Origin of the sequence: Collinsella sp. AM34-10 (genome assembly GCF_003469185.1) — a bacterium.
Lineage (GTDB): Bacteria > Actinomycetota > Coriobacteriia > Coriobacteriales > Coriobacteriaceae > Collinsella.
The window spans coordinates 46,402-70,670 of sequence record NZ_QSIL01000005.1 but is presented as its reverse complement, the minus strand read 5'-3'; the positions used below and the strand labels follow the sequence as shown (position 1 = coordinate 70,670).

Sequence of the window (24,269 nt, the reverse complement as noted above, 5' to 3'; positions counted from 1 at the left end):
CCGCGGCCGCATTTGTATGTAGGGAGTAGGAGGGTCGACATGCTCAACGACTTCTACCATATGCTTGATCCCGTCGCCATTTCGGCAGGGCCCATCACCATCTACTGGTACGGCTTGGCCTATGTGGTTGGAGCTCTGCTCACAGCAGTCGTCATGTACCGCACGCAGCGCCGTTGGGGTTTCGATATCACGATTGACGACCTGACGAGTGTCGTGGTCGGTGTTGTCTTTGGCCTCATTATCGGCGCCCGCCTGTTCTACGTTATCTTTTACGGCGACGGATACTACTGGGCGCATCCGCTCGAGATCTTTGCCACCAACGAGGGCGGTATGAGCTTCCATGGCGGCCTGGTGGGCGGCATCATCGGCGGCGTGCTCGTGTGCCGCATGTACAAGCTCGATGCGTGGACTCTGGCAGACCTTGCGGTCATCGGTGCTCCGCTGGCCCTGTGCCTGGGGCGCTGTGCCAACTTTGTCAACGGCGAGCTGTGGGGCAAGCCGACCGATCTGCCCTGGGGCGTGATCTTTGGCGGCACCGCAGGCGATATGCCGCGCCATCCCTCCCAGCTCTACGAGGCATTTCTCGAGGGCATTGTGCTCTTTTGCATCTTGCAGGTGCTCAGCCGCAAAAAGCCGCTGCTGCCCCAGGGTACGTTTATGGGTGTGTTTGTGATGGGTTACGGCATCGTCCGCTTCCTCATTGAGTTTGTGCGCGTGCCTGATGCCCAGCTGGGCTATCTGCTGGGCGGCGTCATCACCATGGGTCAGCTGCTGAGTCTGCCACTTGTGATTGCAGGCCTGGCGCTCATCATATTCGCCCGACACCGCAACCAGCCTCAGCGCGTCTACCTGGACGCCTAGCCAAGACCACCACAAAGGGGACAGGCACCTTTGTGGTGGTTTTGCCGAGTTTGATAGGTTTCTAGAAAGGCTTTCGGACTGTGAAGGATTCCGACCTCTCCACAACGGCTGCGCGCGACGCTGCCCGCATCGTCTGGTTTAAGCGCTACCCCGCCAAGCAGACGCTCATCGCATTTCTGCTCGCGCTGTTGGCGACCACGGCGTTTTCCATCGATCCCGCGCCGGTCTCGAGCAACGCAGTCTTGGCGATTGACCCCAAAGCCTCGGGCATGCTGTACGTGTGCTACGAGGTGCTCCTCTCGTTTGCCGGCCATACCGACGCGGTCATGCTGCTTGCGCTTGCCTGCCTGCTCACGCTGCCGTTTCGCTACGTATTCTTTGGCCGCGGCGATGCTTGGCGTCCTTCGGTGATCCTTCCGTCGCTGTTCTTTGCCGTCTGCATGGTGTTTGGCCGCAGCTACGACCTCACCGATTCTGCCGAGATCGTACTCGGCGACAAGGCTCGCATCATCTGCGCCTGGATAGGCGGTGCGGGCTGGATGCTCTTGGCGGTCGTTGCCTTCTACCTGGCTTTTGAGTGTCTAGATTGGCTGAGCTCTCGGCGCATTCCGTTTTCCGAAGCGCACTTTGGCCGCGTATGGCGTGTGGCTCACGCCGTGCTCTCGGTCCATCCCTTTGCCGGGCCCTTCCTGGTGCTTATGGTCGCCTGGGCGCCCACGCTCATCGCTTCGCTGCCCGGCCTTTTTATGGGAGATACGGGTGCGCAGATTCGCCAGTGGTTCAACTACCCCAACGGCACGAGTGACTACCTGCGTCTGCTCAATCCCAATGTGTTGCTCAACGGACATCACCCCGTGGTGCACACGGCTATCATCGGTTCGTGCGTCCAGCTGGGGCTTTCACTGTTCAACAGTGCCAACGCAGGTCTTGCCATCTACACCTGCGCTCAGTTCGTCATTACGGCCGCCTGCATGGCCTATTCCATCTCGTCGCTGCGCAAGCTGGGCGTGAGCTTGCCGATTCGCGGCGTGATCTTGCTGTTCTTTGTGTTTATGCCCATGTTCTCCAACTACGCGGCCCTGCTTACCAAAGATGTGCTGTTTGCCGACGCGTTTTTGGTGCTGTTGGTGCAGGCCGTGAAGCTCGTGGCATGCGGCCTGCCCCGTCGCGATGCCAATGCCGAGCGTGCGGGCGAACAGAGGCCCGTGCTCTTTGCGCGCCATGACTGGCTGCTGCTCGCTCTGGGTGCCATGGGTTCCACGTTTCTGCGCAACGGCGGCCTGGTGTTTCCCCTGGCGGCATGCGTAATCGCGGCGGCGTTCTGCGCATGGGACGCGCATGTGGCTCGTCGCGCAGCCAAGCAGGCTGGTGCTGCGTCTTCGGGCTCCATCCCGCGTTTCCGCTGGATGGGAGTTCTTGCGGTGCTTGCACTCTGCCTTGCCTCTAATATGTACTTCACCAAGGTCTTTATGCCGGCGCACGACATTACGCCTGGTTCCAAGCGCGAAATCCTCTCGATTCCGTTCCAGCAGACGGCTCGTTTCGTCCAAAAGCACGACGGCCTCAACTCGGGTGTCAACCCTACGGTTAAGGAGGACGGCACTATCGTGGAGGCTCCTTGCGACGGCTTGGTGACCGACGATGAGCGTGCCGTGATCGACCGTGTGCTCAAGTACGACAATCTGGGCCGCCGTTACAACCCCGACAAGTCCGACGCCGTCAAGAACTGCTTTAACGAGTACGCCTCGCAGGAGGACATCAAGGCCTATTTTGAGGTCTGGGCGCAGATGTTCAAAAAGGATCCCGAGTGCTACATCTCGGCGCTCATCAATAACTACTACGGCTACTTTTATCCGAGTGCCCGCGATGCGTGGGTCTACAGCACGGCGCGCAGTGCCGAGATTATGGCGAAGCCCGATAACCTCAAGTACTTTGACTTCCATCCGGTCGATAGCAAGGTTGTGCGCTGGTGCGACCACCTGATCAACCTGTATCGCGTGGCAGTGCAGCGCATTCCGTTTATCTCGCTCACCATGAGCTCGGCCACCTATGTGTGGATCATGATCGCCGTGGTGGTCTATCTGCTACGTCGTCATTCATGGCGCGGTCTGGCCATTTGGTTGCCGCTGCTGGGCGTGCTTGCCGTGTGCCTGATCGGTCCCTGCAACGGTTCGACCTATATGCGCTACCTGTATCCGGTTATCGCCTGCATGCCCTTTGCCATCGGGGCCACCATCACTCGCAGCGACCTCCTCTGGTCCTAATTTGGTGCATTGGGGTCAGCTTAATCTGCACCACATTGGCGCAAACAAGCCTGATCTCCTTGCACCAAGGGGCTGCATCATCACGACGCCTTCATTTTGGGGTTTATCTCGCAGGCCAGTAGGTATATCATAACGACGTTTGTTTATATTGCCCGAGCATCTGCGCTGGGCTTTAGGTCAAAACCGATAGGAGACACGTATGTCCGGACACTCTAAGTGGGCCACAACCAAGCATCGTAAGGGCGCGCAGGACGCCAAGCGTTCCGCCCTCTTCTCCAAGCTGAGCCGCAACATCACCGTTGCCGCCCGTCTCGGCGGCGACCCGCTGCCCGAGAACAATGCCAGCCTCGCTGCTGCTGTTGCCAAGGCCAAGGCTCAGTCCATGCCTAAGGACAAGATCAAGTCCGCTATCGACAAGGCATTTGGTTCGGGTGCCGACGCCGCCGTCTACGAGAACATCGTGTACGAGGGCTATGGTCCCGCCGGCGTTGCCGTCTACGTCGACTGCCTGACCGACAACCGCAACCGTACTGCCGCCGATGTCCGTTCCGCCTTCTCCCACGCTGGTGGCAACCTGGGCACCTCCGGTTCCGTCGCCTTCCAGTTTGAGCGCAAGGGCCAGATCGTCGTCGCCAAGGAGATCCTGGACGAGAACGCCAAGAAGGAGACCATGATCGCCAACGGTGCTGCCGGTGACGAGGATGAGTTCATGATGGCAATCGCCGAGGCCGGTGGCGAGGACTACGAGGACGCCGGCGAGGAGTGGATCGTCTGGACCGCTGCTAACGACGTCATGGCTGTCTCCAAGGCACTCGAGGAGCAGGGCGTCCAGGTCAAGGGTTCCGAGACCACCATGGTTCCGACCACCCCGACCGAGGTCTCCGGTACCGACGCCAAGAAGGTTCAGCGCCTCATCGATCGCCTCGAGGAGCTCGACGACGTCCAGGACGTCTACAGCACCATGGATATGACCGACGAGGTCATCGCTGCCCTCGAGGAGGAGTAGCGCCCGCGCGGGTTAAGCCGCGCATATCTGGGCATAATGAAGCGAGCATGCAAGCCTCGTGGAATAGATGAGCCGGATCCGCGTGCGTAGAGCACCGGACCCGGCTCTTTTATAATGATGCGAATCGTTTTGCATTCTGTGGACCGAGACCCGAAAGGAGCGCCGCATGCGCGTGCTCAAACGAGCCCTAGCAATCGTGTACCTTGCCGCCGCCATCGTGGCGCTGGGCACGCTTGTCTGCCAGTTCTGGGGACCGTATACGTATCGCTTTATGCTGCTGTTGCGTGACGCCATGCCTCGCGCCGTCGTTACGGTGTGCGCCGCCATCGTGGCGCTTGGCGTGCTCATTGGGTTTTTCCGCTTGATGTTCGCGCGTCGCGAGCCGTCCTGCGTGCATCCGGCGGGGGAGCGCAATATCGAGGTCACGCTCGCAGCGCTTTCCTCGTGCGCCCGTGCCGCGGCGGAGTGCGATGAACGCGTGATGGTTGAGCATATCGAGGCGCGCGTTCAAGGCTCCGACGAGTCGCACGTTCGTTTTAAGGTCGAGGCCATCGCGCTCGATGATAGGGACGTTGCCGCTCTTGCCACCTCGATGCAGCAGCGTATCGAGAAGGCCTGTGACACCATGCTCGGCACGCCGGGCACGACCGCGCGCGTCCGTTTTTTGCCGTCCAAGACTACCGTCCAGACCGTGGAGGTTTCCGGTGAGTGATACCAACCAAGACAAGACCGCCCGCACGCCGCGCCTGACGATCGATCAGAACGCTATGCCGGCAGGCGAGTCCGCCGACACCAAGCCCGAGGCCGGCGAGCAGCACGACAGCGCCGCCAACGACTTTGACGAGGCCATGGGTCTCATCAAAGGTACGGGCGCTGCTATCTGGAGCTACGCCGTGCGCCACCCCAACACTACACTCGGCGCCGTGGCAGGCTTTATCCTCGCCGTGCTGGTACTTACGTTGGGCCTGTGGGACACGCTTGTCATCGCATTCTTTGTGCTGATCGGCGCCGTGATCGGCCAGATTCGCGACGGCGAGAACGGTATCGTTAACTTCTTCGGCCGTCTGTTTAGCGGCCGCTAATATGTATTCGACTGTCGCATCCGTGGCAGGCATAAGGAGGAACCATGGCTTTTAACACGAAGGTCGATGTGGCCGATACCGAGCTCGAGACGAGCGAGGCCGTCGCCGCCGAGGCGGAGGACGTAACGCTCGAGGACGAGGCGCTCGTCGAGGCAGAGTCCGAAGACGAGGCGGACGAGGATGACGAGGAGGCGGACGAGTCCGAGGACTCGCTGACATATTCCAACGGCGTGATTGAGAAGATCGTCGCCATGGCCACCCGCGAGGTGCCGCACGTTCTGGGCATGAAGGGCAACCTCATGCACTTTGTGCAGGAGCAGTTTGGTGCCGAGAACCTGACCAAGGGCGTGACGGTCGAGGTCACCGACGACAACCGCGTGGTCGTCAACATCTCGGTCATCATCGAGTACGGCGCCTATGCGCCTGCGATCTTTGACGACGTTAAGGCGCGCGTCACCGAGCGTCTTGCCGCGATGACCGGCCTTGAGGTGGCAGGCGTCAACCTGCGCATCGAGGATGTCATCACCCCCGAGGAGTACGAGCACCGCACCAACCAGCACGAGTAGCCTACCAAAAAGGTAACCTGCCAAAAAGGGACAGGTTTATTTTGGCAGGTTTTATCTGCGAAAACGTCAAACGGCCGGTCGCACGGATGTATGTGCGGCCGGCCGTTATTTGTATGCCCCCGATGTAGGCATACCGCTCGTCTAACTAGGGGTTGCAATCGTCGCGTTCCGCGTTACCCTAATGGGCGCATTGTTTCCAAATTGTTAACGAGGGGTTGCCGTAATGGCTGACGAGCACGAAACAGAAAGCCAGGCATGGGCAATTGAGGCTGCCGCGGCAGAGGCGGCATCGCGAGCTGCCGAGGAGGTGCATCGTCCTCCCGTGGTGCCGATGGAGCGCGTGGTTGATCGCACCGATATTGAGCGCGGCGAGCGTGCCGGCCAAAAGCGCAGCCAGGAGCCGGGCTTCCCGCGCTTTTTCGCCGAGCTCAATCTGGGCCTGATTCTTACGGCCTTTGCCATCGTTGCGTTTAAAACCCCTAATCACTTTGCTTTTGGCGGCACCTCGGGCGTGTCGGTCATTCTGTCCACGCTGTTCCCGACCCTGCCCGTCGGCGTCTTTATGTGGATTATCAACGCGGTTCTCGTCGTTTTGGGCTTTATCTTTTTGGAGCGCAAGGCAATCCTGTGGAGCGTCTTCGCCTCGTTTGCGCTGTCCGCCTATGTTTCGTTTTTTGAGCTCTTTATTCCGACTGATGTTTCGATGACGGGCGATATGTGGCTCGACCTGTGCTTTGCCGTGATACTGCCGGCGCTCGGCAGCGCCATCGTCTTTGATATTGGCGCCTCGACGGGCGGCACAGACATCCTCGCCATGATCCTCAAGCGCCGCACCACGCTCGAGATTGGCCGCGCGCTGCTGTTGGTTGATATCGGCATCGTGGCCATCGCGGCCTTTTTGTATGGTCCGCGTGTCGGCCTGTATTGCGTGCTCGGCCTGTTTGCCAAGACGCTCGTGGTCGACAAGGCCATCGAGAGCATTCACCTTCGTAAGGTCTGCACGGTCATTTGTTCCGAGCCCCTTAAGGTCGAGGAGTTTATCGTCAAGCATCTCAACCGTACGGCGACCATCAGTCGCGGCTACGGTGCCTTCTCGGGCAAGTGCGTGACGGTGATCATGAGCGTGCTGAGCCGTCGCGAGGCCGTGCAGCTGCGCCGCTATGCGCGCGAAGTCGATCCGGGTGCCTTTATCACGATTGTCGACAGTTCCGAGATCGTCGGCAAGGGTTTCCGCGGTACGAACTAGCGCGAACGCATTCAACGAACCGCCTGCTGGCGCCGTGTACCTTGCAAATCGGTCATCTTTGAGTATTTGAACTCACATTGGGTGATAATGATGCCAAAGACATCGTTTGCGATCCAGGTGACTCGCTCAAGATACGAAGGGATGATTTCGATGTTCTGCTCGCAGTGTGGCGCCCCCATGGGCGATAACGACAAGTTCTGCGGCGTGTGCGGTGCCCCCAATGCCGGCGCTGCAGCCTCCGCCCCTCAGGGTCAGCCTCAGCCTCAGCAGTTTGTTCCGCAACCGCCCGTGGCGAATGCGCCAAAGGGCTGCACGGCTCAGGCGTTCCAAGATATGACAAAGACTCCGGGCGTGCTTCAGCGTGTATGCCAAATCGCGTTTTTGCCGGCGCTGATTTGCGTTGTGTCGGTGCTCGTGTTGTTTATTCCCGTTATTGGCGGCATTGCGGCTGCCATCGGCTTTTTGGCAGCTTGCATTGCGAGCGTGTGCGGTTCCGGCTTTGGTATTGAGTGGGGACGTGATCTTTCGCTCAAGGTCGATGACGGCATGGACCGTCCACTCATGCGCTCCACGTCGTTTGGTCTCGGAGTCTTTTCGAGCGTCATCTCGGTGGTGCTCGAGGTTATCGCTGCCATTCCCGTTATCGGTGTAGTGCTTTCGCTGGTGGAGGGCGTGGTAATTGGCGCCGCGGGCTCGTATTCTTATTACGGCTCCTATGCACTCGAGGCAGCGCTGTTCGGTTCGCTCGGCCTGCTTGTCCTGGCTCTGATTGCCTCGGCGATTCTGGGTGTCTTCTTTAAGATGTTCGCCGACATCGCCGTGATGCACTTTGCGGTGACCGGTCGCGTCGAGAGCGCGTTTTCGCTCGATAAGGTTTGGGCGGCCTTTAAGCACAACAAGACCAAGCTGTTCTGTGCTTCGTTCCTTCCCGAGTTTTTGACGGGCCTGGTTTCCAACGCCATTACGTGGATCTTGACAGCTGTCTTTGGTGCCATCGCCGGAATTGGCGCGTACGGCTATTACTATCGCCCCACGGGTATCGAGGCGATTGTTACCGCCGGTGGTGTCACGCTCGTATTGTTCCTGGTGCTGATTGCATTCGTCACGGTGTTCCTTACGGTCTTTGGCAAGATGCTCAAGCACCGTGCCGTTGGCTATTGGGCTGCACGTTATGCAAGCGAATGGGCCGATGAGGACAAGGACGACGTTTTGACTTTTGTGCTCCCGGGTGAGAAGAAGCCTGCTCCTGCGGGATTCAATCCCACGGCAGCCACTGGTGCTGCGCCTGCCCCGGCACCCGCGCCTGCACCTGCCCCGGCACCCGCGCCTGCCCCTGCCCCGGCACCTGCTCCTGTCCCCGCACCGGCGTCCGAGGCGACGCCTGCGGAGCCCGATTGGGATGCCGTTGCCACGCCGGCGGATGAGCCGGGCGATAATCCTGCTGCCGAAAACAATCAAACCGAATAGCCGGTCGAGGCGCCCTGGGCAACTGAGCCCGGGGTGCCTTTTTCTACTGCGAAAGCAAGAAAATGCCTGGGAAAACGGTTGCAGCAAAATTTCTCGGAAATTGGTCAATGTTGCGCAACAACGTCGCGGCTATTGTTGAGAACGTAGACGTGTAAGGTTTGAAGGCGTGCGACGCCTTAGGAAAAGGAGAGGCTCATGTTCTGTCCCACTTGTGGTTCTCCCATTTCGGATGATGCCAAATTCTGCCCTGTTTGCGGATCCGCCGTTGGTGCCGCTTCTGCCGCTGCGGCCCCGCAGCCCCAGCCCGCTCCGGCCCAGGCTATTCAGCCCGCGCCCCAGCCTCAGCAGCAGTACACCGGTCAATACGCCCAACAGTCCGCATCCGCTCCGATGGGCTATGGCCCCATTAAGGCTGACCGCAGCCTGATCGGCTGGCTGCTGCTCTCTCTTGTGACCTGCGGTATCTATTCGTTCTACTTCCTGTATTGCTTGGCACGCGACGTCAACACGTTGTGTCAGGATGACGGCGATTACACGCCGGGTCTGGCGGAATTCATCCTTCTATCGTTTGTGACCTGCGGCTTCTACGCGTACTACTGGTATTACAAGATTGGCAACCGCCTGCAGGCCAACGCTCCTCGCTACGGCCTGGTGTTCCAGGAAAACGGCACCACCGTTCTTCTGTGGCAGATCTTCGGCGCGCTCCTGTGCGGCCTTGGTCCCATCTTCGCTATGAACATCGTCATCAATAATACCAATGCCATGGCAACGGCTTACAACACTCGCCTTGGCGCTCGTGCCTAACAATAAGGGCGGCGTGAACAGCTCCCAGGGACATAGGGGCACGGCAGAGCTCCTTCGCCGCGCCCTTTTTTGCACCGGCGCGCTCTTTGTCGCCTGGCTCGCGCTCTACCTGCTCGACATTGGCTGCATTTTTCGATTGATGACGGGCATTCCTTGTCCGGGATGCGGCATGACGAGGGCGTGGCTGGCGGCGCTGCGCCTCGATTATGCGGCTGCCTTTGCCTACCATCCGCTGTTTTGGGTGGTGCCGATTGCGTTTGCGCTCGCGTTCGTGCGCGAGGAGGTGGCATCGAGCAAGCTAAAGCGTGGCATCGACATTGCGGTTATTGTTCTGTGTGTGCTGGTCGTTACCGTATGGATCGTGCGCCTTATCAACCCGGCAGACGCGGGCCTGCTCTTTGGTGGTCACGCTCCCGCCGGAGTTCCCACCGATATCATCCACCTCGAAACCCCACGCTGGCTCACCATCCTTCGCTCTTACCTGTCGTGACGGAGGACGCGCTAGAAAAGCGGTCGACACATAAGCGGGGGCGAACGTTGAGATAACGTTCGCCCCCGCTTTGCTCTAGCCAGGTTGTTATGGGTGGGCGTGACGGCTACTCGTCGCGCTTCTCCTCGTGGCGAGCGGCAGCCCGCGCATCGTGGATGCCCTTGATGGCAGCATGGCGGGCGGTGCGGGCGTCGTGCATGGCGTCGCGGGCCTCGGCGGCCGTTGCCTTGGCAGAGCGCAGCTTGGCGGCCAGGTCGGGATTGGTCTCGGCAACCGCGGCGATCGTGGGGCCGTCGAGCTCTTCTTGTGTGGGCTCGGCCAAAAAGTCGATGGCATACTGGGCGGCTACCATGGAGCCCTTGGCGAGCACACTCTCGTCGATCTTGTAGAAGCAGGAGTGCTGGGCATAGGTGGCGCCGATCTGGGGGTTGCGCGTGCCAACAAAGGCGAGCACGCCCGGCACACGGCGCAGGTACTCCGAGAAATCCTCGCCCGAAAGCGTGCCGCGGTAATGGCCCTCGCCTGCGGGGCCCAGGCACTTGAGCACAGCTTGGCGGCAGCGCTCGCTCGAGGCGGCATCGTTTTCGACCTTGTAGTTGGCGATAGTGTAGTCGGTGAGTTCGGCCTCGGCGCCTAGTGCTGCTGCGGTGTGCTCCACGATGCGGCGCATAAGCTCGGGCATCTCCTCATGCGTCTTGTCGCCATAGGTGCGCACTGTGCCAGCGAGGTACGCCGTGCCGGCGATAACGTTGCGCGCGGTGCCGCCGTGCAGTTCGCCGACGGTGATGACGGCGGGTTCGTAGGGGCTAATCTCGCGCGAGACGATGGTCTGCAGGGCGTTGACGATCTCTGCCGCCACCATAACGGCGTCGTGGCCGCGCTGGGGCATGGCACCGTGGCACGAGGTGCCGCGAACGTCGATGCGGAACCAGTCGGTATTGGCCATGCGCGGGCCGGGCTCGCAGCTCACGGTGCCGGCGTCGACCTCGCTCCAGATGTGCGCGGCATAGGCGCCATCGACGCCATCGAGCACGCCGGTGCCGATCATGAGCTTGGCACCCTGGCCGTTTTCCTCGCTGGGCTGGAACACGATGCGGACCTCGCCGTGAATGTCATCGGTCATGTGGCGCAGAATCTGCAACGTGCCGAGCATCATGGCGATATGGCAGTCGTGGCCGCAGGCATGCATGCAGCCCTCGTTGACGCTGGCGAACTCCTCGCCGGTCTGCTCGGTGACGGGCAGGGCGTCGATGTCGGCGCGCAGCAGGATGCGGCGGCGCGGCGTGCCGTCCTCGCGGTAGGCGTCCGGCGCGGTACCGCGAAGCGTTGCCACCAAGCCGGTCTTGAGCGGACGCTCGTAGGGGATATTCATGGCATCGAGCTGGTTGGCGATGTCGGAGGTCGTGCGCTCCTCGGCAAGGCTCAGCTCCGGGTGCTTATGGAAGTGCCGGCGCTGCTTGATGATATAGGGCTCAAACTCGGTAGCGATATCTTTGATGGCTGCGGTGACGTCGTCAGCCGCGCGAGCCTCGGTCGCCGCCATAATCTGCTGTGCCTTGGTCTTCGTCATGGTCGATTTGCTCCTTGCTGGGTTGATCGCAAAATCGTACAGGCTCTCTCCAGTATGCCACCTGCCGCTAGGGCTGGTAAAGTTGCCGTTTGCCGCTTGGGGTTTTGTTACAAGGGCGGGGGAGTACACTCGGGGGTGTTGAATTTCCTGCCAGAGATGGGGATGCCCATGCAACATATCGATCGGATTATCCGCTCCAAGAACGTCTTTACCGCGCAAGACGGCATCGATACCGCCCGCGAGCTGGCGATTGCCATCGCAGGCGACCGTATCGTCGCAGTCGGTGCGCCCGATGACGTGATTGCCGCCGCGCCTGCCGCCACGCCGGTTATCGACTACGGCGAGCAGTTTGTCTGCCCAGGTTTCCATGACGCTCATCTGCACTTCTTCCATACCTCGGTCGGCTCCTCGCCGTACATGCTCATGGATATGGGCACGTCCGAGGCGGCGCTGGTGCAACACGCGCTCGAGTTTTCCCAGGACCTGCCCGATGACGCTTGGGTTGTGACGCAGGGCTGGCGCGACTACCGTTGGGATCCGCCCGAGCACCCTACCAAGGCCTCCCTCGATGCGGCATTTCCTGATCGTCCCTGCGTTATGTACTCGGGCGACGGGCACACGCTGTGGCTCAACAGCCGCGCGCTCGAGGCACTCGGCGTGACGCGCGACAGCGAGCCGCCGGCGGGTGGCAGCTACGACAAGGATGCAAATGGCGAGCTCACGGGTATCGCTCACGAGGCTGCGGCCATGCAGCTGCTGCCGCGCTGTCTTGAGTGGCTGGGCGAGGATCGCATCGCGAGCGCGTATGCCGACCAAATGAAACGCATGGCCGAGCAGGGCATTACCTCGATTTGCGACATGTCGCTCATGCCCATGCCGGGCTGTGACTTTATCCGCGACGACGTCTACGACAAGCTTCAGGCGATTGGCAAGCTGGGCATTCGCGCCCACCTGTTCCCCACGCTGTTGGATGACCAATCGCGCTTGGAAGAACTTCAGACCCGCTACGCAAACAATGCGTTGCTCTCGGCGCCGGGCTTTAAGCAGTTCTTCGATGGCGTGTCGAGCGAGCACACCGCATACCTCACCGATCCCTATACCAACCCGCGCTTCCCGGGCGACCAAGGCCGTCTGACGGTTCCCGTCGAGCGCATGCGCAAGCTGGTCCTGGCGGCAGCCGAGCGCGGCCACACCGTGCGCATCCACGTTATCGGCGACGGCGCCATCCATGCCGCGCTCGATATCTTTGAGGAGGCGGCAGAGCTCTACGGTTTGCCCCCGCACGGCCATAATACGCTTGAGCATTTGGAGAATCTGCTGCCCGAGGACATCGATCGTCTGCGCAAACTCAACGTCATTGCCTCGAGCCAGCCTTGCCACATCACGCTCGACCCGGGTGGCCCGGAGCGCGACCTGGGCCTGGAACGCAGCCGCATCATGTGGCCGTTCGCAACTTATCAGCAGCGCGGTATCCGTCAAGCTTTCGGTACCGACAGCCCCATCACGGCCGTTACCAGCATGAACGTGCTCTACACGGCTATCACGCGCCAAGATCCCCGCAGCCACTGGCCCGAGGGCGGCTGGCTGCCGAGCGAGCGTATCGACGCGGCAACGGCCCTGCGCAACTACACGCTTGGCAGCGCGTACGCAGCGGGCGACGAGCAAAACCTCGGCAGCCTAGAGCCCGGCAAATACGCCGACCTGGTAGTCCTGGACCAAAACCCGCTCGCCATCGACCCCCAAGAGCTCCAAGCCACCAAGGTCCAGGTCACCTACCTGGCAGGTAACGTAATCTACGAGCGCTAGCCTCATACCTCACTCATAGGGGGCACGTTTCAGCAACGTGCCCCTTTCTTATTCGCACCATCCGCATCGCCATTTTGCTGCACTGACTTTTCTGAATGCCGGGCCCTAGTTAGTCAACCTGGCTCCCAGGGCGGACCGGAGGGCATGAAGTTTGTCGCGAGTTCCGCACGCAAAGGAAAGCACTTAATGTGCTTTCCGTCTTGCGCAGGACTGTAGAGCAGTAAACTTCATGCCCTCCGGTCCGCCCCGGGAGCCACCGCTAAGTTATCCCCCGGCATTCAGAAAATCTAAGTGCCAAAAAATAAGATTTTTTGACTCCGTGTTGTATAACCCGCCATTCGTGGGTACCATTCAACGCGTACGCAAACAAAAAGGGTTAATTCGCGTGGTATAACCGCGCGGCCCAAAAAGGAGGAGACAAGCATGTCGTCTTTGAAGCCGCTTGCAGATCGTGTTCTGGTCAAGCCCGACGAGGCCGAGCAGAAGACCGCTTCTGGTCTGTATATCGCCAGCAACGCTCAGGAGAAGCCGCAGCGCGGCACCATTGTTGCCGTTGGTGCCGGCAAGGTCAACGACAAGGGTGAGCGCATTCCCATGGACGTCAAGGTCGGTGACGTTGTCATCTACGGTAAGTTCGGTGGCAACGAGGTTAAGGTCGACGGCGAGAAGTATCTGCTCATGCGCGCCGATGACATCTACGCTGTCGTCGAGGCCTAGTCTCGTCAGAATCTCTGATTCGTCTTTGAACGCGCTCGTCGCATAGGACTCGGAAGCGGCGACGCGAGTCACATTTCTTTTGGAGGATTACCCACTATGGCAAAGAACATTACGTTCAACACCGATGCCCGCGCTAAGCTCGCCAAGGGCGTCAACACCCTGGCCGACGCCGTTACCGTCACCATGGGCCCCAAGGGCCGCTACGTTGCGCTGCAGCGCACGTTCGGTGCCCCGACCATCACCAACGACGGCGTTTCCGTCGCTAAGGAGATCGAGCTCGAGGACAACATCGAGAACATGGGCGCCCAGCTGGTGAAGGAGGTCGCCACCAAGACCAACGACACCGTGGGTGACGGCACCACCACCGCAACCCTGCTCGCTCAGGCCATCGTCAACGACGGTCTGCGCAACGTCGCCGCTGGCGCCAACCCGCTGGCCATCCGTCGCGGCATCGACAAGGCCGTCAACGCCGCCGTCGCCGAGATGAAGAAGCAGGCCAAGCCGGTCGAGACCAAGGAGCAGATTGCTTCCGTCGGTACCATCTCCGCCGGTGACCCCGAGGTCGGCGAGAAGATCGCCGAGGCCATGGAGGTCGTGGGCAAGGACGGCGTCATCACCGTCGAGGATTCCCAGACGTTCGACATCACCATCGACACCGTCGAGGGCATGCAGTTCGACAAGGGCTATGTCTCCGCTTACTTCGTCACGGATAACGACCGCATGGAGGCCGTGATGAAGGATCCGTACATCCTCATCACCGACCAGAAGATCTCCAGCGTTCAGGACATCATGCCTGTTCTCGAGGCTGTCCAGCGCGCCGGCCGTGGCCTGCTCATCATCGCTGAGGACATCGACGGCGAGGCCCTGCCCACCCTCGTCCTCAACAAGATCCGTGGCGCTCTCAACGTCTGCGCCGTCAAGGCTCCGGGCTACGGCGATCGCCGCAAGCGCATCCTCGAGGACATCGCCGTCCTTACCGGTGGCCAGGCCGCTCTGGACGAGCTGGGCGTGAAGGTCGCTGACATCACCGCCGATATGCTCGGTACCGCTAAGTCCGTCACCATCTCCAAGGACAACACCGTCGTCGTTGGCGGCGCTGGTTCCAAGGAGGCCATCGACGCCCGCATCGCTCAGATCAAGGGCGAGATGGAGAACACCACCTCTGACTTCGACCGCGAGAAGCTCCAGGAGCGCCTGGCCAAGCTCTCCGGTGGCGTTGCCGTCATCAAGGTCGGCGCTGCTACCGAGTCCGAGCTCAAGGAGATCAAGCATCGCGTCGAGGACGCCCTGCAGGCTACCCGCGCTGCTGTCGAGGAGGGCATTGTCGCTGGCGGCGGCGTCGCCTTCATGGACGCTGTTCCTGCGCTCGATGCTGTCGAGATCGACGACCCCGAGGAGAAGATCGGCGTCGACATCGTCAAGAAGGCTCTGACCGCTCCGGTCGCTACCATCGCCAAGAACGCTGGCTTTGAGGGCGCTGTCGTGGTCGACAAGGTTGCCGAGCTGCCCGCCGGCCAGGGTCTCAACTCTGCCAACGGCGAGTGGGGCGACATGATCGAGATGGGCGTCCTCGACCCCGTCAAGGTAAGCCGCGTCACCCTGCAGAACGCTGCTTCTGTCGCCAGCCTGATCCTCATCACCGAGGCCACCGTCTCCGATGTGCCCAAGAACACTCAGCTTGAGGACGCTATCGCTGCTGCTACCGCTGGTCAGCAGGGTGGCGGTATGTACTAAGGCCGACAAGGTCTAGAACTCCCACCGGGAATCCGGGGGCGTGACGGGGCTTCTCTCCGGAACGTCCTCGGACATGCAAAGAGGCTCCGCATCGCGCTTCGCGCTGCGGAGCCTCTTTGCGTCCTGCGGAATATTCCGGAGAGAAGCCCCGTCACGCCCCCGGATTCCCTGCGTTTACGGCCTTGAGGTCGGCGTGGGCGGAGATCGTGGCTGATGGGGATACGTGTCCCGGTCGCTGTTTCGCGGCTTTGCCGCGAAAGGCGCGCTACTTTGGGATGGATGGGGAACGTGGTAGTTGCGGCAACTGGTCCCCGCCATAAATTACCCTTGGCATACTTGCGCAAAAGCCTGCTGGTGCTACACTTGCAATTGCTGTTTCAGGGCGGGGTGGAATTCCCCACTGGCGGTAAATCGGGCGGTGCCAAAGGGGTGCCGTGGCGCAGACGAGGCGTCTGCGACCGAGCCGATGAGTCCGCGACCCGTGCGTGTGTTGGTTCGCATGCCGGCTGAACTGGTGAGACCCCAGTACCAACGGTTAGAGTCCGGATGAAAGAGGCAGGTGATCTTATGTCTGAACAGTCGCAGCATATCCATTTTGAGAACACGAATAGGTGGAGTACCAAACAGCTCGTTACCATGGCGTTGATGTGCGCCTTGGGCGCCCTGTTTATGTATGTGCAGCTGCCCATTCTTCCTTCGGCGCCGTTTTTGACCTATGATCCGTCGCTGGTGCCGGCGATGGTGTGTGGGTTTGCATATGGCCCCGGTGCCGGTACCGCCGTTGCCGCCATGGCGATCGTTATCCATGCACTCACCACGGGTGACTGGGTCGGCGCGCTTATGAACCTGGTTGCCACGCTGGGCTACATTCTGCCCGCGGCTATCGTCTACCAGAAGATGCATACCTATAAGGGTGCCGTGATTGGCCTGGTGCTCGGCGTTATTGCTGCTACGGCGTTGTCTATGGTCGCAAACCTTACCATTGGCGTATGGTTCTGGTATGGCTCGGTCGATGTGATCGCCCCGCTCATGATTCCTGCCGTGCTGCCGTTCAACCTTATCAAGACCGTGCTTAACTCGGTGTTGACGCTTGCAGTGTACAAAGCGGTCTCCAACCTCATCACGCCTAAAAAGGACCAGGTCAAAGGCCGCGCATGATTGAGTGTCGGGGCGTTTCCTTTAGCTATGACGGTGCCGCACCGGCACTCGACGGCGTCGATCTGAACATCGAGGATGGCGAGTTTTTCTGCATCCTCGGTGGCAATGGGTCGGGCAAGTCGACGTTTACCAAGCATCTGAATGCACTGTTGCAGCCCGATGCGGGCACGGTACGCGTCAACGGCATGGATGCGTCCGACCCCGAGCTGGTCTACGACATTCGTTCGACCGCGGGCATGGTATTCCAGAATCCCGATGATCAGCTGGTAGCAACGCTTGTCGAGGATGACGTTGCGTTTGGTCCTGAAAACCTTGGCGTGCCATCGGCGCAAATTGCGCAGCGCGTACGCGAGGCACTGAAGGGCGTGGGCCTGGTGGGCTTTGAGCGCCACGAGACCCACGCGCTTTCGGGCGGCCAAAAGCAGCGCGTGGCGCTTGCCGGCGTGCTCGCCATGGAACCGCGCGTGCTCATATTGGACGAGGCTTCCTCGATGCTCGATCCGCGTGGACGCAAGGGCCTCATGAAGGCTTGCCGTGCGTTGCATGATCGCGGCATGACCATCGTGATGATTACGCACTTTATGGAAGAGGCCGCCGAGGCCGATCGCGTTGCTGTCTTCCAAGCGGGCCGCGTTGCCATGATCGGTACGCCCGAGGAAATCTTGACGCGGGCGGACGAACTTGCGCAGCTCAACCTGGATATGCCGGCGTCGTGCTGCCTAGGTAGGGCACTTCGTGAGAAGGGCGTGCCCGTTTGCGCGCAGGTGCGCGAGGCAGATATGGTCGCCGAGATTGCGCGGGTTTACGCCGAGCGGGGCGGGGCGGACGTCGCAGTGCAGCCTTCTGCATCCGATTCTCGTATGCTCGACAATGCATCCTTCGCGACTAACGAGGCGGCCGCATCGGAGCCCGTTATCGAGATTTCGCACCTCTCGCATAGTTACTCGCTGAGCGCCCGCGAGCGCCGTCGATGGCGCAAGCGCTCGACCACTGCGGACGCATCGAGCAAACAGGCTCTTTGGGGCAACGATCCAAACAGCCCCTGGGCGCTACGTGATGTTTCGCTGACGGTGCGCCGCGGCGAGTTTCTGGGATTGGCGGGTCATACCGGCTCGGGTAAATCGACGCTGGTTCAGCATCTCAACGGGTTGATTCGTCCGCAGGAGGGAAGCGTTTGCGCGCTGGGGCTCGACCTATCAAGCAAGAAAGACGCCGCTGCGGTTAAGGCCAAGGTCGGCGTGGTGTTTCAGTATCCCGAGCGCCAGCTATTTGCCGAGACCGTGGCGCAGGACGTGGCGTTTGGCCCGCGCAACCTTGGCCTGCCAGAAGACGAGGTTGCACGCCGTGTCGCATCATCGCTTGCGCGCGTGGGCCTCGACCTTGCCGCGATAGGCGACAAGAACCCCTTTGAGCTTTCGGGCGGCCAGCAGCGCCGCGTGGCGTTTGCCGGCGTGCTCGCCATGGAGCCCGAGGTGCTGGTGCTCGACGAGCCCATGGCGGGGCTCGATCCGGCTGCGCGCGGGGATTTCCTGGGGCTCATCGATCGACTCCATCGCGAGGGCCTGACTGTTGTCATGGTTTCGCATAGCATGGATGACCTGGCAAATTGTTGTGACCGTATCGTTGTGATGAACGAGGGCGCCGTGTTTGCCGAGGGAACGCCCGCGCAGGTGTTTGCGCACGCGGACGAGCTCAAATCGATCGGCCTGGGCGTTCCTGCCGCCCAGCGCATGGCGCTGGCGCTTGCACAAGCCGGTGTGCCGCTCCGCTGCGACAAGCTTTATACGGTTGAGGCGCTAGCCGACGAGTTGGCCGGCTTGCTGCTGGGCTGCGCGGACGTGCCTTTGAGGGTTCCGTGTCAGGCTGGTTCCAAGGCGCCCACGCGAGAGGAGGGCTGCTAATGGAGGCGTTCTCATTTGGCAGCTACTATCCCGGGGATAGCGCGGTGCATCGCCTGGATCCGCGTACTAAGTTGCTCCTAGGTTTTGCATTTCTGGTCACCGTGCTCACCGTCGGAAGCTTTTGCGGGCTGGTTCCGGTCGCATTTTTTGTCGTGCTGGTCTATCTCGCAGCCCGGGTGCCGTTGCGCCGGGTCCTATCATCGATGGCACCATTGCTGGCGATTGTCGTGGTGGTCGCGGTGCTCAACCTGTTTTCCGACCAGAGTGGCCGCATCCTGTGGCAGCTTGGCTTTTTGCAGGTGAGCGAGGGCTCGCTGCGTTCTGCGGCGTTTGTGGCGTGCCGCCTGACGTTGATGATGGCCGGCATGAGCGCCGTTACACTCACCACGCCGACGCTCGACCTCACCGCGGGCTTTGAACGTCTGCTCGCACCATTTGCGCGCGTGGGGCTTCCGGCGCACGAGCTCGGCATGATTATGGGTATCGCGCTGCGGTTTATGCCGCAATTTGCCACCGAGATGAAACAGACGGCCGATGCACAGGCAAGTCGCGGCGCGCGCGTGACGGGCGGTCCGCTCGGCGGTGTGCGCATGCTCGGCAGTGTGGCGATTCCGCTGTTCACCGGCGTGTTCCGTCATGCCGAGACGCTTTCGGCCGCCATGGATGCGCGCTGTTATCACGGCGAGCAGGGACGCACGCGTCTGCATGCGCTTGCGTTTGGCCGGGGGGATGTACTGGCAGCGCTGGCGATGGCGCTGCTGGTGACATGCGTTGTCGTTATCAATCTTCAACTCGTCTAAGCTCGATTCGAGCGCAAGAAAGGGGTCTCTATGACCGACACCGATCGCACGGCTCAGCTCGAGCGCGCCTGCTCGTATCTCAGGCGCATTCCGGCGTGGTATCTTGCCACGACCGATGCGAGCGACGGGCATCAGCCCCGCGTGAGGCCGTTTTCGTTTGCCATGGTCGATGATGGCAAGCTGTGGTTTTGCACGTCGCGCGACAAGGACGTGTGGGCGGAGTTGAGCGCGAATCCCAAGTTTGAGGTATCGGGCTGGAAGCCGGGGGAGTGCTGGATCGTGTTAACTGGCGAGGCCGCGCTCGAGGACGATGCATTCGTGAGCGACAAGGTGCGCCAAGCGGGCTTTAAGCACATGGTGGGCATTGGCGAGCAACACGATAGCGCCAACGATGGTCGCCTTGCATTCTTCTCGGTCCGCAACATCGCCGCACGGTTCTGCGATATCGACGGCAGCGAAGAGCGCCTCGAGCTCTAATTTCCCAAATTGACTACCCATTCCAAAAAGACTGGTCAGGCGACAGGAGGAAACGTGGACGGATTGAATACGGTGCTGGAGTATCTGACGTCGGTGCCGGCGTGGTATCTGGCGACGAGCGTGGGCGGGCAGCCGCATGTGCGTCCGTTCTCGTTTGCGCAGATTCAGGACGGCAAGCTGTGGTTTGTGACAGCGCGCACCAAAGATGTGTGGCAGGAGCTGCTGCAAAACCAGCGCTTTGAGGTCACGAGTTGGTGGCCGGGCCATGGTTGGTTGATCCTGCGCGGGCGTGCGGGGCTGGAAGACCGGGCTTCGAGCGAAATGCGCGAGGCCGGATGGAAGCATCTTGAGCGCTTGAGCGAGCACTATGAGGGGCCTAACGACCCCGCGCTCGTCTTCTTTAGCGTCGAGGATCCTGAGGCATTTATCTGCAATCATGACGAATGGGTGCCGGTTGAGCTCTAGCCAGCTGGCTCATCCTAACAACTTAGTTTTCGCATGGGCGGACCCCGTGTTGCCCGGCACCGTAAGGAGTGCCGGTCAATACGGGGCCCGCTCTATTTGTCAATTCCTTCAAGCGAATGTGTCGGGAATGTTTCAATGCATGAACATGCAAGCTATTTACGTATTCATGCATCTTTTGGTGCTAAAGTTTCAACCCACCTCATAATGACCGCTGCGAAATGCGCATCGGTGCATAAATCGCAGACAAGGAGTCTGATATGTCTTTGAAGGTTGGAATCGTCGGCGCGGCTGGATATGCCGGAGCCGAGCTCATTCGCCTCGTACTCGGCCATCCCGAGTTTGAACTTGTTGCCATTACGTCCAACGCCGATGCCGGCCAGCCGCTGTCCGCAGTGTATCCGAGCTTTGCTGGCGTAAGCAATCTGGTTTTCACCACGCATGACGCCCCCGAGCTCAAAAGCTGCGATGCGGTTTTTCTTGCCGTGCCGCACACGGCTGCCATGGCGCAGGTGCCCGCGCTCCTTGCCGCGGGCGTTTCCTGCTTCGATCTTTCGGCCGATTACCGTCTGAGCGACCCGTCCGTCTTTGAGGCATGGTATGCCGCCGAGCACACGAGCCCCGAGCTGCTCAAGACCCGCGCTTTTGGCCTGCCCGAGCTGTTCTGCCAGGACTTAGAGACCGCTGCTTCCAGCCATGCCGCCGGAAAGCCCGTTTTGGTCGCTTGCGCCGGCTGCTATCCCACCGCAACGAGCCTCGCTGCCGCTCCTGCCGTGCGTGCGGGCTGGGTGGCAGAGAACGGCCCCGTAATCGTCGATGCCATTAGTGGCGTGACGGGCGCCGGTAAGTCCTGCAACGCTCGCACCCATTTTTGTAGCGCGGACGAGAACCTGGAGGCCTATGGCGTAGGCAAACATCGCCATACGCCCGAGATTGAGCAGATCCTGGACCTGACCGATCGCGTCGTCTTTACTCCGCACTTGGCACCGCTCAAGCGCGGCCTGCTTTCCACGGTGACGATGCCGCTCGCGCCGCAGACTCTCGACACGTTGGCCCTTGAGGACGTCGTCGACCATTACAAGAAGTTCTACGCCGGTCGCACCTTTGTGCGCGTGCTCGATGTCGGCCAGCAGCCCAAGACGGCTTCGGTCGTCGGCACCAACGCTGCCCAGATTGGCCTTGCGCTCAACAAGCGTGCGGGCGTGCTGGTGGCGACGGGTGCTATCGACAATTTGTGCAAGGGTGCAGCAGGCCAGGCGGTCCAGTGCGCCAACATCGTTTTTGGCTTTGACGAGCGACGAGGCTTGCCCACAGTGGCGTGCCCGGTGTAGCACATTCGATTGTTAACGATTTGGTGGTCGGGTATCGAGTTGGGCGCCGCTTTCAAGCTGGTCTAGTAGTTGTGACCGGTATGGCGTGCCAGCCGATGCCCGCTTTTTTGTCTGATATAAGGAGTCGTAGGGACGATGAATACCGACCTGATTGATATCAAGATACGCGCCGTCGAGGGTGGCGTTACGGCAGCGGCCGGCTTTAAGGCCGCAGGCATCCATGCAGGATTCCGGAAGAATCCCGAGCGCTTGGACTATGCGCTCGTCGTGCCCGATAAGCCCTGTCCAGGCGCCGGCGTGTTTACGACCAACCGCTTTTGCGCGGCGCCCGTGCAGGTGAGCCGTGCCAACCTGGGCGGTGCGGACAAGGGCTATGGCATCATCGCCGGCGTTTCAATCAACTCCGGCAACGCGAACGCTGCCACGGGCGAGACCGGCCTAGCCTGCGCGCGCGAGACGTGCAACATCGCCTCGCAGGTTATTGGCTGCGAGCCCCAGCAGATCCTGGTTGCCTCGACGGGTGTGATCGGACAGATTTTGCCGATCGACACGTTTGAGGCAGCCGTCCCGTCCGCCTACGAGGCGCTCTCTGCCCATGGCGGTGCCGATGCGGCCCGTGCCATCATGACGACCGATACGCATTCCAAGGAGTATGCCGTTCGCTATCGCAGCGAGGCTGCGGGCCATGCGGGCAACGCTTATACGGTGGGCGGCATGTGCAAGGGCTCGGGCATGATCATGCCCAATATGGCTACCATGATCGCGGTCATTACTACCGATGCCCCCGTCGAGCCGGAGGCGCTCCACACCCTACTGCTCTCGATCGCTAAGCAGACCTTTAATAAGGTGACGGTCGATTCCGATACCTCGACCAACGACACCTGCATCGTGCTTGCTTCTGGCGCTGCTGCCGCTGATACCGAGGCTATCGTCGAGGGCACTGATGCCTTTGACGAACTGTCCTTTGCCGTGCACGAGGTGTGCGAGAGCCTGGCGCGCAACATCGCGGCCGATGGCGAGGGCGCGTCAAAGCTCGTGACGGTTAACGTTACCGGCGCCGCCACCGACGAGGAAGCCGATATCGCCGCCCGTGCCGTCGCCAACTCGCCGCTCGTCAAGACCTGCATCGCCGGTCACGACTGCAACTGGGGCCGCGTCGCCATGGCGCTCGGCAAGTGCGGCGTGAAGTTTCATCAGGAAGACGTTTCCATCGACATGATGGGCATGCCGGTCTGCCGCGACGGTCTGACTGTTCCCTTTGACGAGGACGAGGCTCTGCGACGTTTTGAGGCGTCCGAGATCGTGATCTCGGCCGACCTGGGTGCAGGCGACGCGGCAACGACCGTGTGGACCTGCGACCTCACGCACGAGTACATCTCCATCAACGGCGACTACCGTTCCTAGATTCCAGGCACGCTGCGCATCTTGCCGCATTGCGGACAGCGAAGCACGGCGTGATAACGATACGAAAGATGAGGCAGATTATGAAATTCGCACGCGACTGTCGTTCGAGCGAATCCAACGAAGCAACCGCGCAGCTGCTGTTCGAAGCGCTGCCGTGGATTAAAAACCTGACCGGCAAGACGGTCGTTATCAAATATGGCGGAGCCGCCATGGTCGATGAGCAACTGCGCCGCGACGTGATGAGCGACATCGTTTTGCTCAAGATTATCGGCATGCGCCCCGTCATCGTGCATGGCGGCGGCAAGGCCATCAACGAGGCGTTGAGCCATTACGATATTCCCGTCGAGTTTAAGAACGGCCAGCGCGTGACTACGCCGGCGACTATGGATATCGTGCGCGAGGTGCTGGGCGGCAAGGTTAACCAGGAGCTGGTTGCTGCTATCAACCACCACGGCAACCTGGCCGTGGGCGTGTCGGGCAGCGATGCCGGCACGCTCATCGCCGAGCCGCTCGACCCCGAGCTCGGTCGCGTGGGCAAAGTGACGAACGTCAACACGGACTATATCGAGCGTTTGCTCGATAGCGAGTACATCCCCGTCATCGCTACCGTCGCGGCGGGGGAGGACGGCGGTTTCTTCAACATCAATGCCGATACCGCCGCCGGTGCCGTCGCGGCAGCGCTTCACGCGCATAAGGCGATCTTTTTGACCGACGTCGATGGCCTGTACAAGGACTTTAGCGATAAGGATTCGCTTATCTCTAACCTAACGCTCGACGAGGTTAACGAGATGCTCTACGGTGGCGAGGTCGATAAGGGCATGATTCCCAAGCTACGTGCGGCCGTCGACGCGCTTGCCGGTGGCGTGTTCCGCGCCCATATCATTAACGGTACCACGCCGCATTCGCTGCTGCTTGAGCTGTTGACCGATGCCGGCGTCGGCACCGTGATCCATTCTACCGAGACGGCCTACGAGTTCGATACGCACCCGCACCCGCTTTCGACCTTTGCGGCGCGCCTGACCGAGAATCTCGACGAGGTCGAGAAGCTTCAAACGGTTTAGCCGGCTCAAAATTGCTACGCCATTACGCCCAAACTCCGCGCTACTTGGCGCTTAACGAAAGG

The 24,269-nt window shown here is 60.8% G+C and carries 22 protein-coding genes and 1 riboswitch; of the genes, 21 read left to right on the top strand and 1 reads right to left on the bottom strand.

The annotated features are described in order from the left end of the window. The first annotated feature begins 39 nt into the window (after positions 1–39). The 10 genes from lgt (at position 40) to DW823_RS06000 (ending at position 9,786) form a co-directional block, all read left to right on the top strand. Complete coding sequence (gene lgt, locus DW823_RS06045) at positions 40–861, top strand: prolipoprotein diacylglyceryl transferase (RefSeq protein WP_118081072.1); 822 nt, start codon at positions 40–42, stop codon at positions 859–861. An 80-nt stretch (positions 862–941) separates the two neighbouring features. Continuing rightward, positions 942–3,125: a DUF6020 family protein gene (locus tag DW823_RS06040; protein ID WP_233543016.1), complete on the top strand. Its 2,184-nt coding sequence runs from the start codon at positions 942–944 to the stop codon at positions 3,123–3,125. Positions 3,126–3,324: 199 nt separating this feature from the next. Further along, positions 3,325–4,131 carry a YebC/PmpR family DNA-binding transcriptional regulator gene (locus DW823_RS06035; protein ID WP_055251993.1) on the top strand — a complete coding sequence of 269 codons (807 nt, stop codon included), beginning with the start codon at positions 3,325–3,327 and terminating at the stop codon, positions 4,129–4,131. Between the two features lie 166 nt (positions 4,132–4,297). Further along, entirely contained in the window at positions 4,298–4,843 is a 546-nt protein-coding gene (locus tag DW823_RS06030; RefSeq protein WP_118081070.1) for a hypothetical protein, read from the top strand. Next, entirely contained in the window at positions 4,836–5,213 is a 378-nt protein-coding gene (locus DW823_RS06025; protein ID WP_233502694.1) for a DUF2273 domain-containing protein, read from the top strand. The genes DW823_RS06030 and DW823_RS06025 overlap by 8 nt, the downstream gene beginning before the upstream one ends. 44 nt (positions 5,214–5,257) lie before the next feature. After that, positions 5,258–5,779, top strand: a complete 522-nt coding sequence (locus tag DW823_RS06020; RefSeq protein WP_118081068.1) for an Asp23/Gls24 family envelope stress response protein — start codon at positions 5,258–5,260, stop codon at positions 5,777–5,779. 223 nt (positions 5,780–6,002) lie between these two features. Beyond that, the gene (locus tag DW823_RS06015) at positions 6,003–7,025 is read left to right on the top strand and encodes a YitT family protein (protein ID WP_118081066.1); all 1,023 of its coding nucleotides are present in this window, start codon (positions 6,003–6,005) and stop codon (positions 7,023–7,025) included. A 150-nt stretch (positions 7,026–7,175) separates the two neighbouring features. After that, a complete protein-coding gene (locus tag DW823_RS06010; RefSeq protein WP_158567279.1) occupies positions 7,176–8,492 on the top strand; it encodes a zinc-ribbon domain-containing protein in 1,317 nt (438 codons plus the stop codon). Between the two features lie 195 nt (positions 8,493–8,687). Next, a complete protein-coding gene (locus tag DW823_RS06005; protein ID WP_118081062.1) occupies positions 8,688–9,296 on the top strand; it encodes a DUF4234 domain-containing protein in 609 nt (202 codons plus the stop codon). Then, complete coding sequence (locus DW823_RS06000) at positions 9,289–9,786, top strand: DUF2752 domain-containing protein (RefSeq protein ID WP_199574368.1); 498 nt, start codon at positions 9,289–9,291, stop codon at positions 9,784–9,786. Before DW823_RS06005 ends, DW823_RS06000 begins: the two co-directional genes overlap by 8 nt. Before the next feature lie 106 nt (positions 9,787–9,892). On the opposite strand, the gene DW823_RS05995 is transcribed toward DW823_RS06000, so the two are convergent. Further along, positions 9,893–11,356 carry a M20 family metallopeptidase gene (locus DW823_RS05995; RefSeq protein ID WP_117758403.1) on the bottom strand — a complete coding sequence of 488 codons (1,464 nt, stop codon included), beginning with the start codon at positions 11,354–11,356 and terminating at the stop codon, positions 9,893–9,895. Between the two features lie 168 nt (positions 11,357–11,524). Between DW823_RS05995 and DW823_RS05990 the strand changes: the two genes are divergently transcribed. The 11 genes from DW823_RS05990 (at position 11,525) to argB (ending at position 24,207) form a co-directional block, all read left to right on the top strand. Beyond that, entirely contained in the window at positions 11,525–13,162 is a 1,638-nt protein-coding gene (locus DW823_RS05990; protein WP_233543015.1) for an amidohydrolase, read from the top strand. 423 nt (positions 13,163–13,585) lie between these two features. Next, positions 13,586–13,879, top strand: a complete 294-nt coding sequence (gene groES / locus DW823_RS05985; protein WP_022094351.1) for a co-chaperone GroES — start codon at positions 13,586–13,588, stop codon at positions 13,877–13,879. 96 nt (positions 13,880–13,975) lie between these two features. Beyond that, positions 13,976–15,613, top strand: coding sequence for a chaperonin GroEL (groL, locus tag DW823_RS05980; RefSeq protein WP_118081059.1), 1,638 nt, complete (start codon positions 13,976–13,978; stop codon positions 15,611–15,613). A gap of 369 nt (positions 15,614–15,982) precedes the next feature. After that, positions 15,983–16,175, top strand: a riboswitch (FMN riboswitch). 5 nt (positions 16,176–16,180) lie between these two features. After that, positions 16,181–16,771 (top strand): ECF transporter S component, encoded by a 591-nt coding sequence (locus tag DW823_RS05975; RefSeq protein WP_055252299.1) that lies wholly within the window; start codon positions 16,181–16,183, stop codon positions 16,769–16,771. Next, positions 16,768–18,672, top strand: a complete 1,905-nt coding sequence (locus tag DW823_RS05970; protein ID WP_118081057.1) for an energy-coupling factor transporter ATPase — start codon at positions 16,768–16,770, stop codon at positions 18,670–18,672. Before DW823_RS05975 ends, DW823_RS05970 begins: the two co-directional genes overlap by 4 nt. Beyond that, positions 18,672–19,472, top strand: coding sequence for an energy-coupling factor transporter transmembrane protein EcfT (locus tag DW823_RS05965; protein ID WP_118081055.1), 801 nt, complete (start codon positions 18,672–18,674; stop codon positions 19,470–19,472). The genes DW823_RS05970 and DW823_RS05965 overlap by 1 nt, the downstream gene beginning before the upstream one ends. Positions 19,473–19,502: 30 nt before the next feature. Then, the gene (locus DW823_RS05960; protein WP_118081053.1) at positions 19,503–19,949 is read left to right on the top strand and encodes a pyridoxamine 5'-phosphate oxidase family protein; all 447 of its coding nucleotides are present in this window, start codon (positions 19,503–19,505) and stop codon (positions 19,947–19,949) included. A 54-nt stretch (positions 19,950–20,003) separates the two neighbouring features. Next, complete coding sequence (locus DW823_RS05955) at positions 20,004–20,414, top strand: pyridoxamine 5'-phosphate oxidase family protein (protein WP_118081051.1); 411 nt, start codon at positions 20,004–20,006, stop codon at positions 20,412–20,414. A gap of 257 nt (positions 20,415–20,671) precedes the next feature. Next, entirely contained in the window at positions 20,672–21,742 is a 1,071-nt protein-coding gene (gene argC, locus DW823_RS05950) for an N-acetyl-gamma-glutamyl-phosphate reductase (protein WP_118081049.1), read from the top strand. A gap of 135 nt (positions 21,743–21,877) precedes the next feature. After that, a complete protein-coding gene (gene argJ / locus DW823_RS05945) occupies positions 21,878–23,146 on the top strand; it encodes a bifunctional glutamate N-acetyltransferase/amino-acid acetyltransferase ArgJ (protein ID WP_118081047.1) in 1,269 nt (422 codons plus the stop codon). 80 nt (positions 23,147–23,226) lie between these two features. Then, the gene (gene argB, locus DW823_RS05940; RefSeq protein ID WP_118081045.1) at positions 23,227–24,207 is read left to right on the top strand and encodes an acetylglutamate kinase; all 981 of its coding nucleotides are present in this window, start codon (positions 23,227–23,229) and stop codon (positions 24,205–24,207) included. The last annotated feature ends 62 nt before the right edge of the window (positions 24,208–24,269 follow it).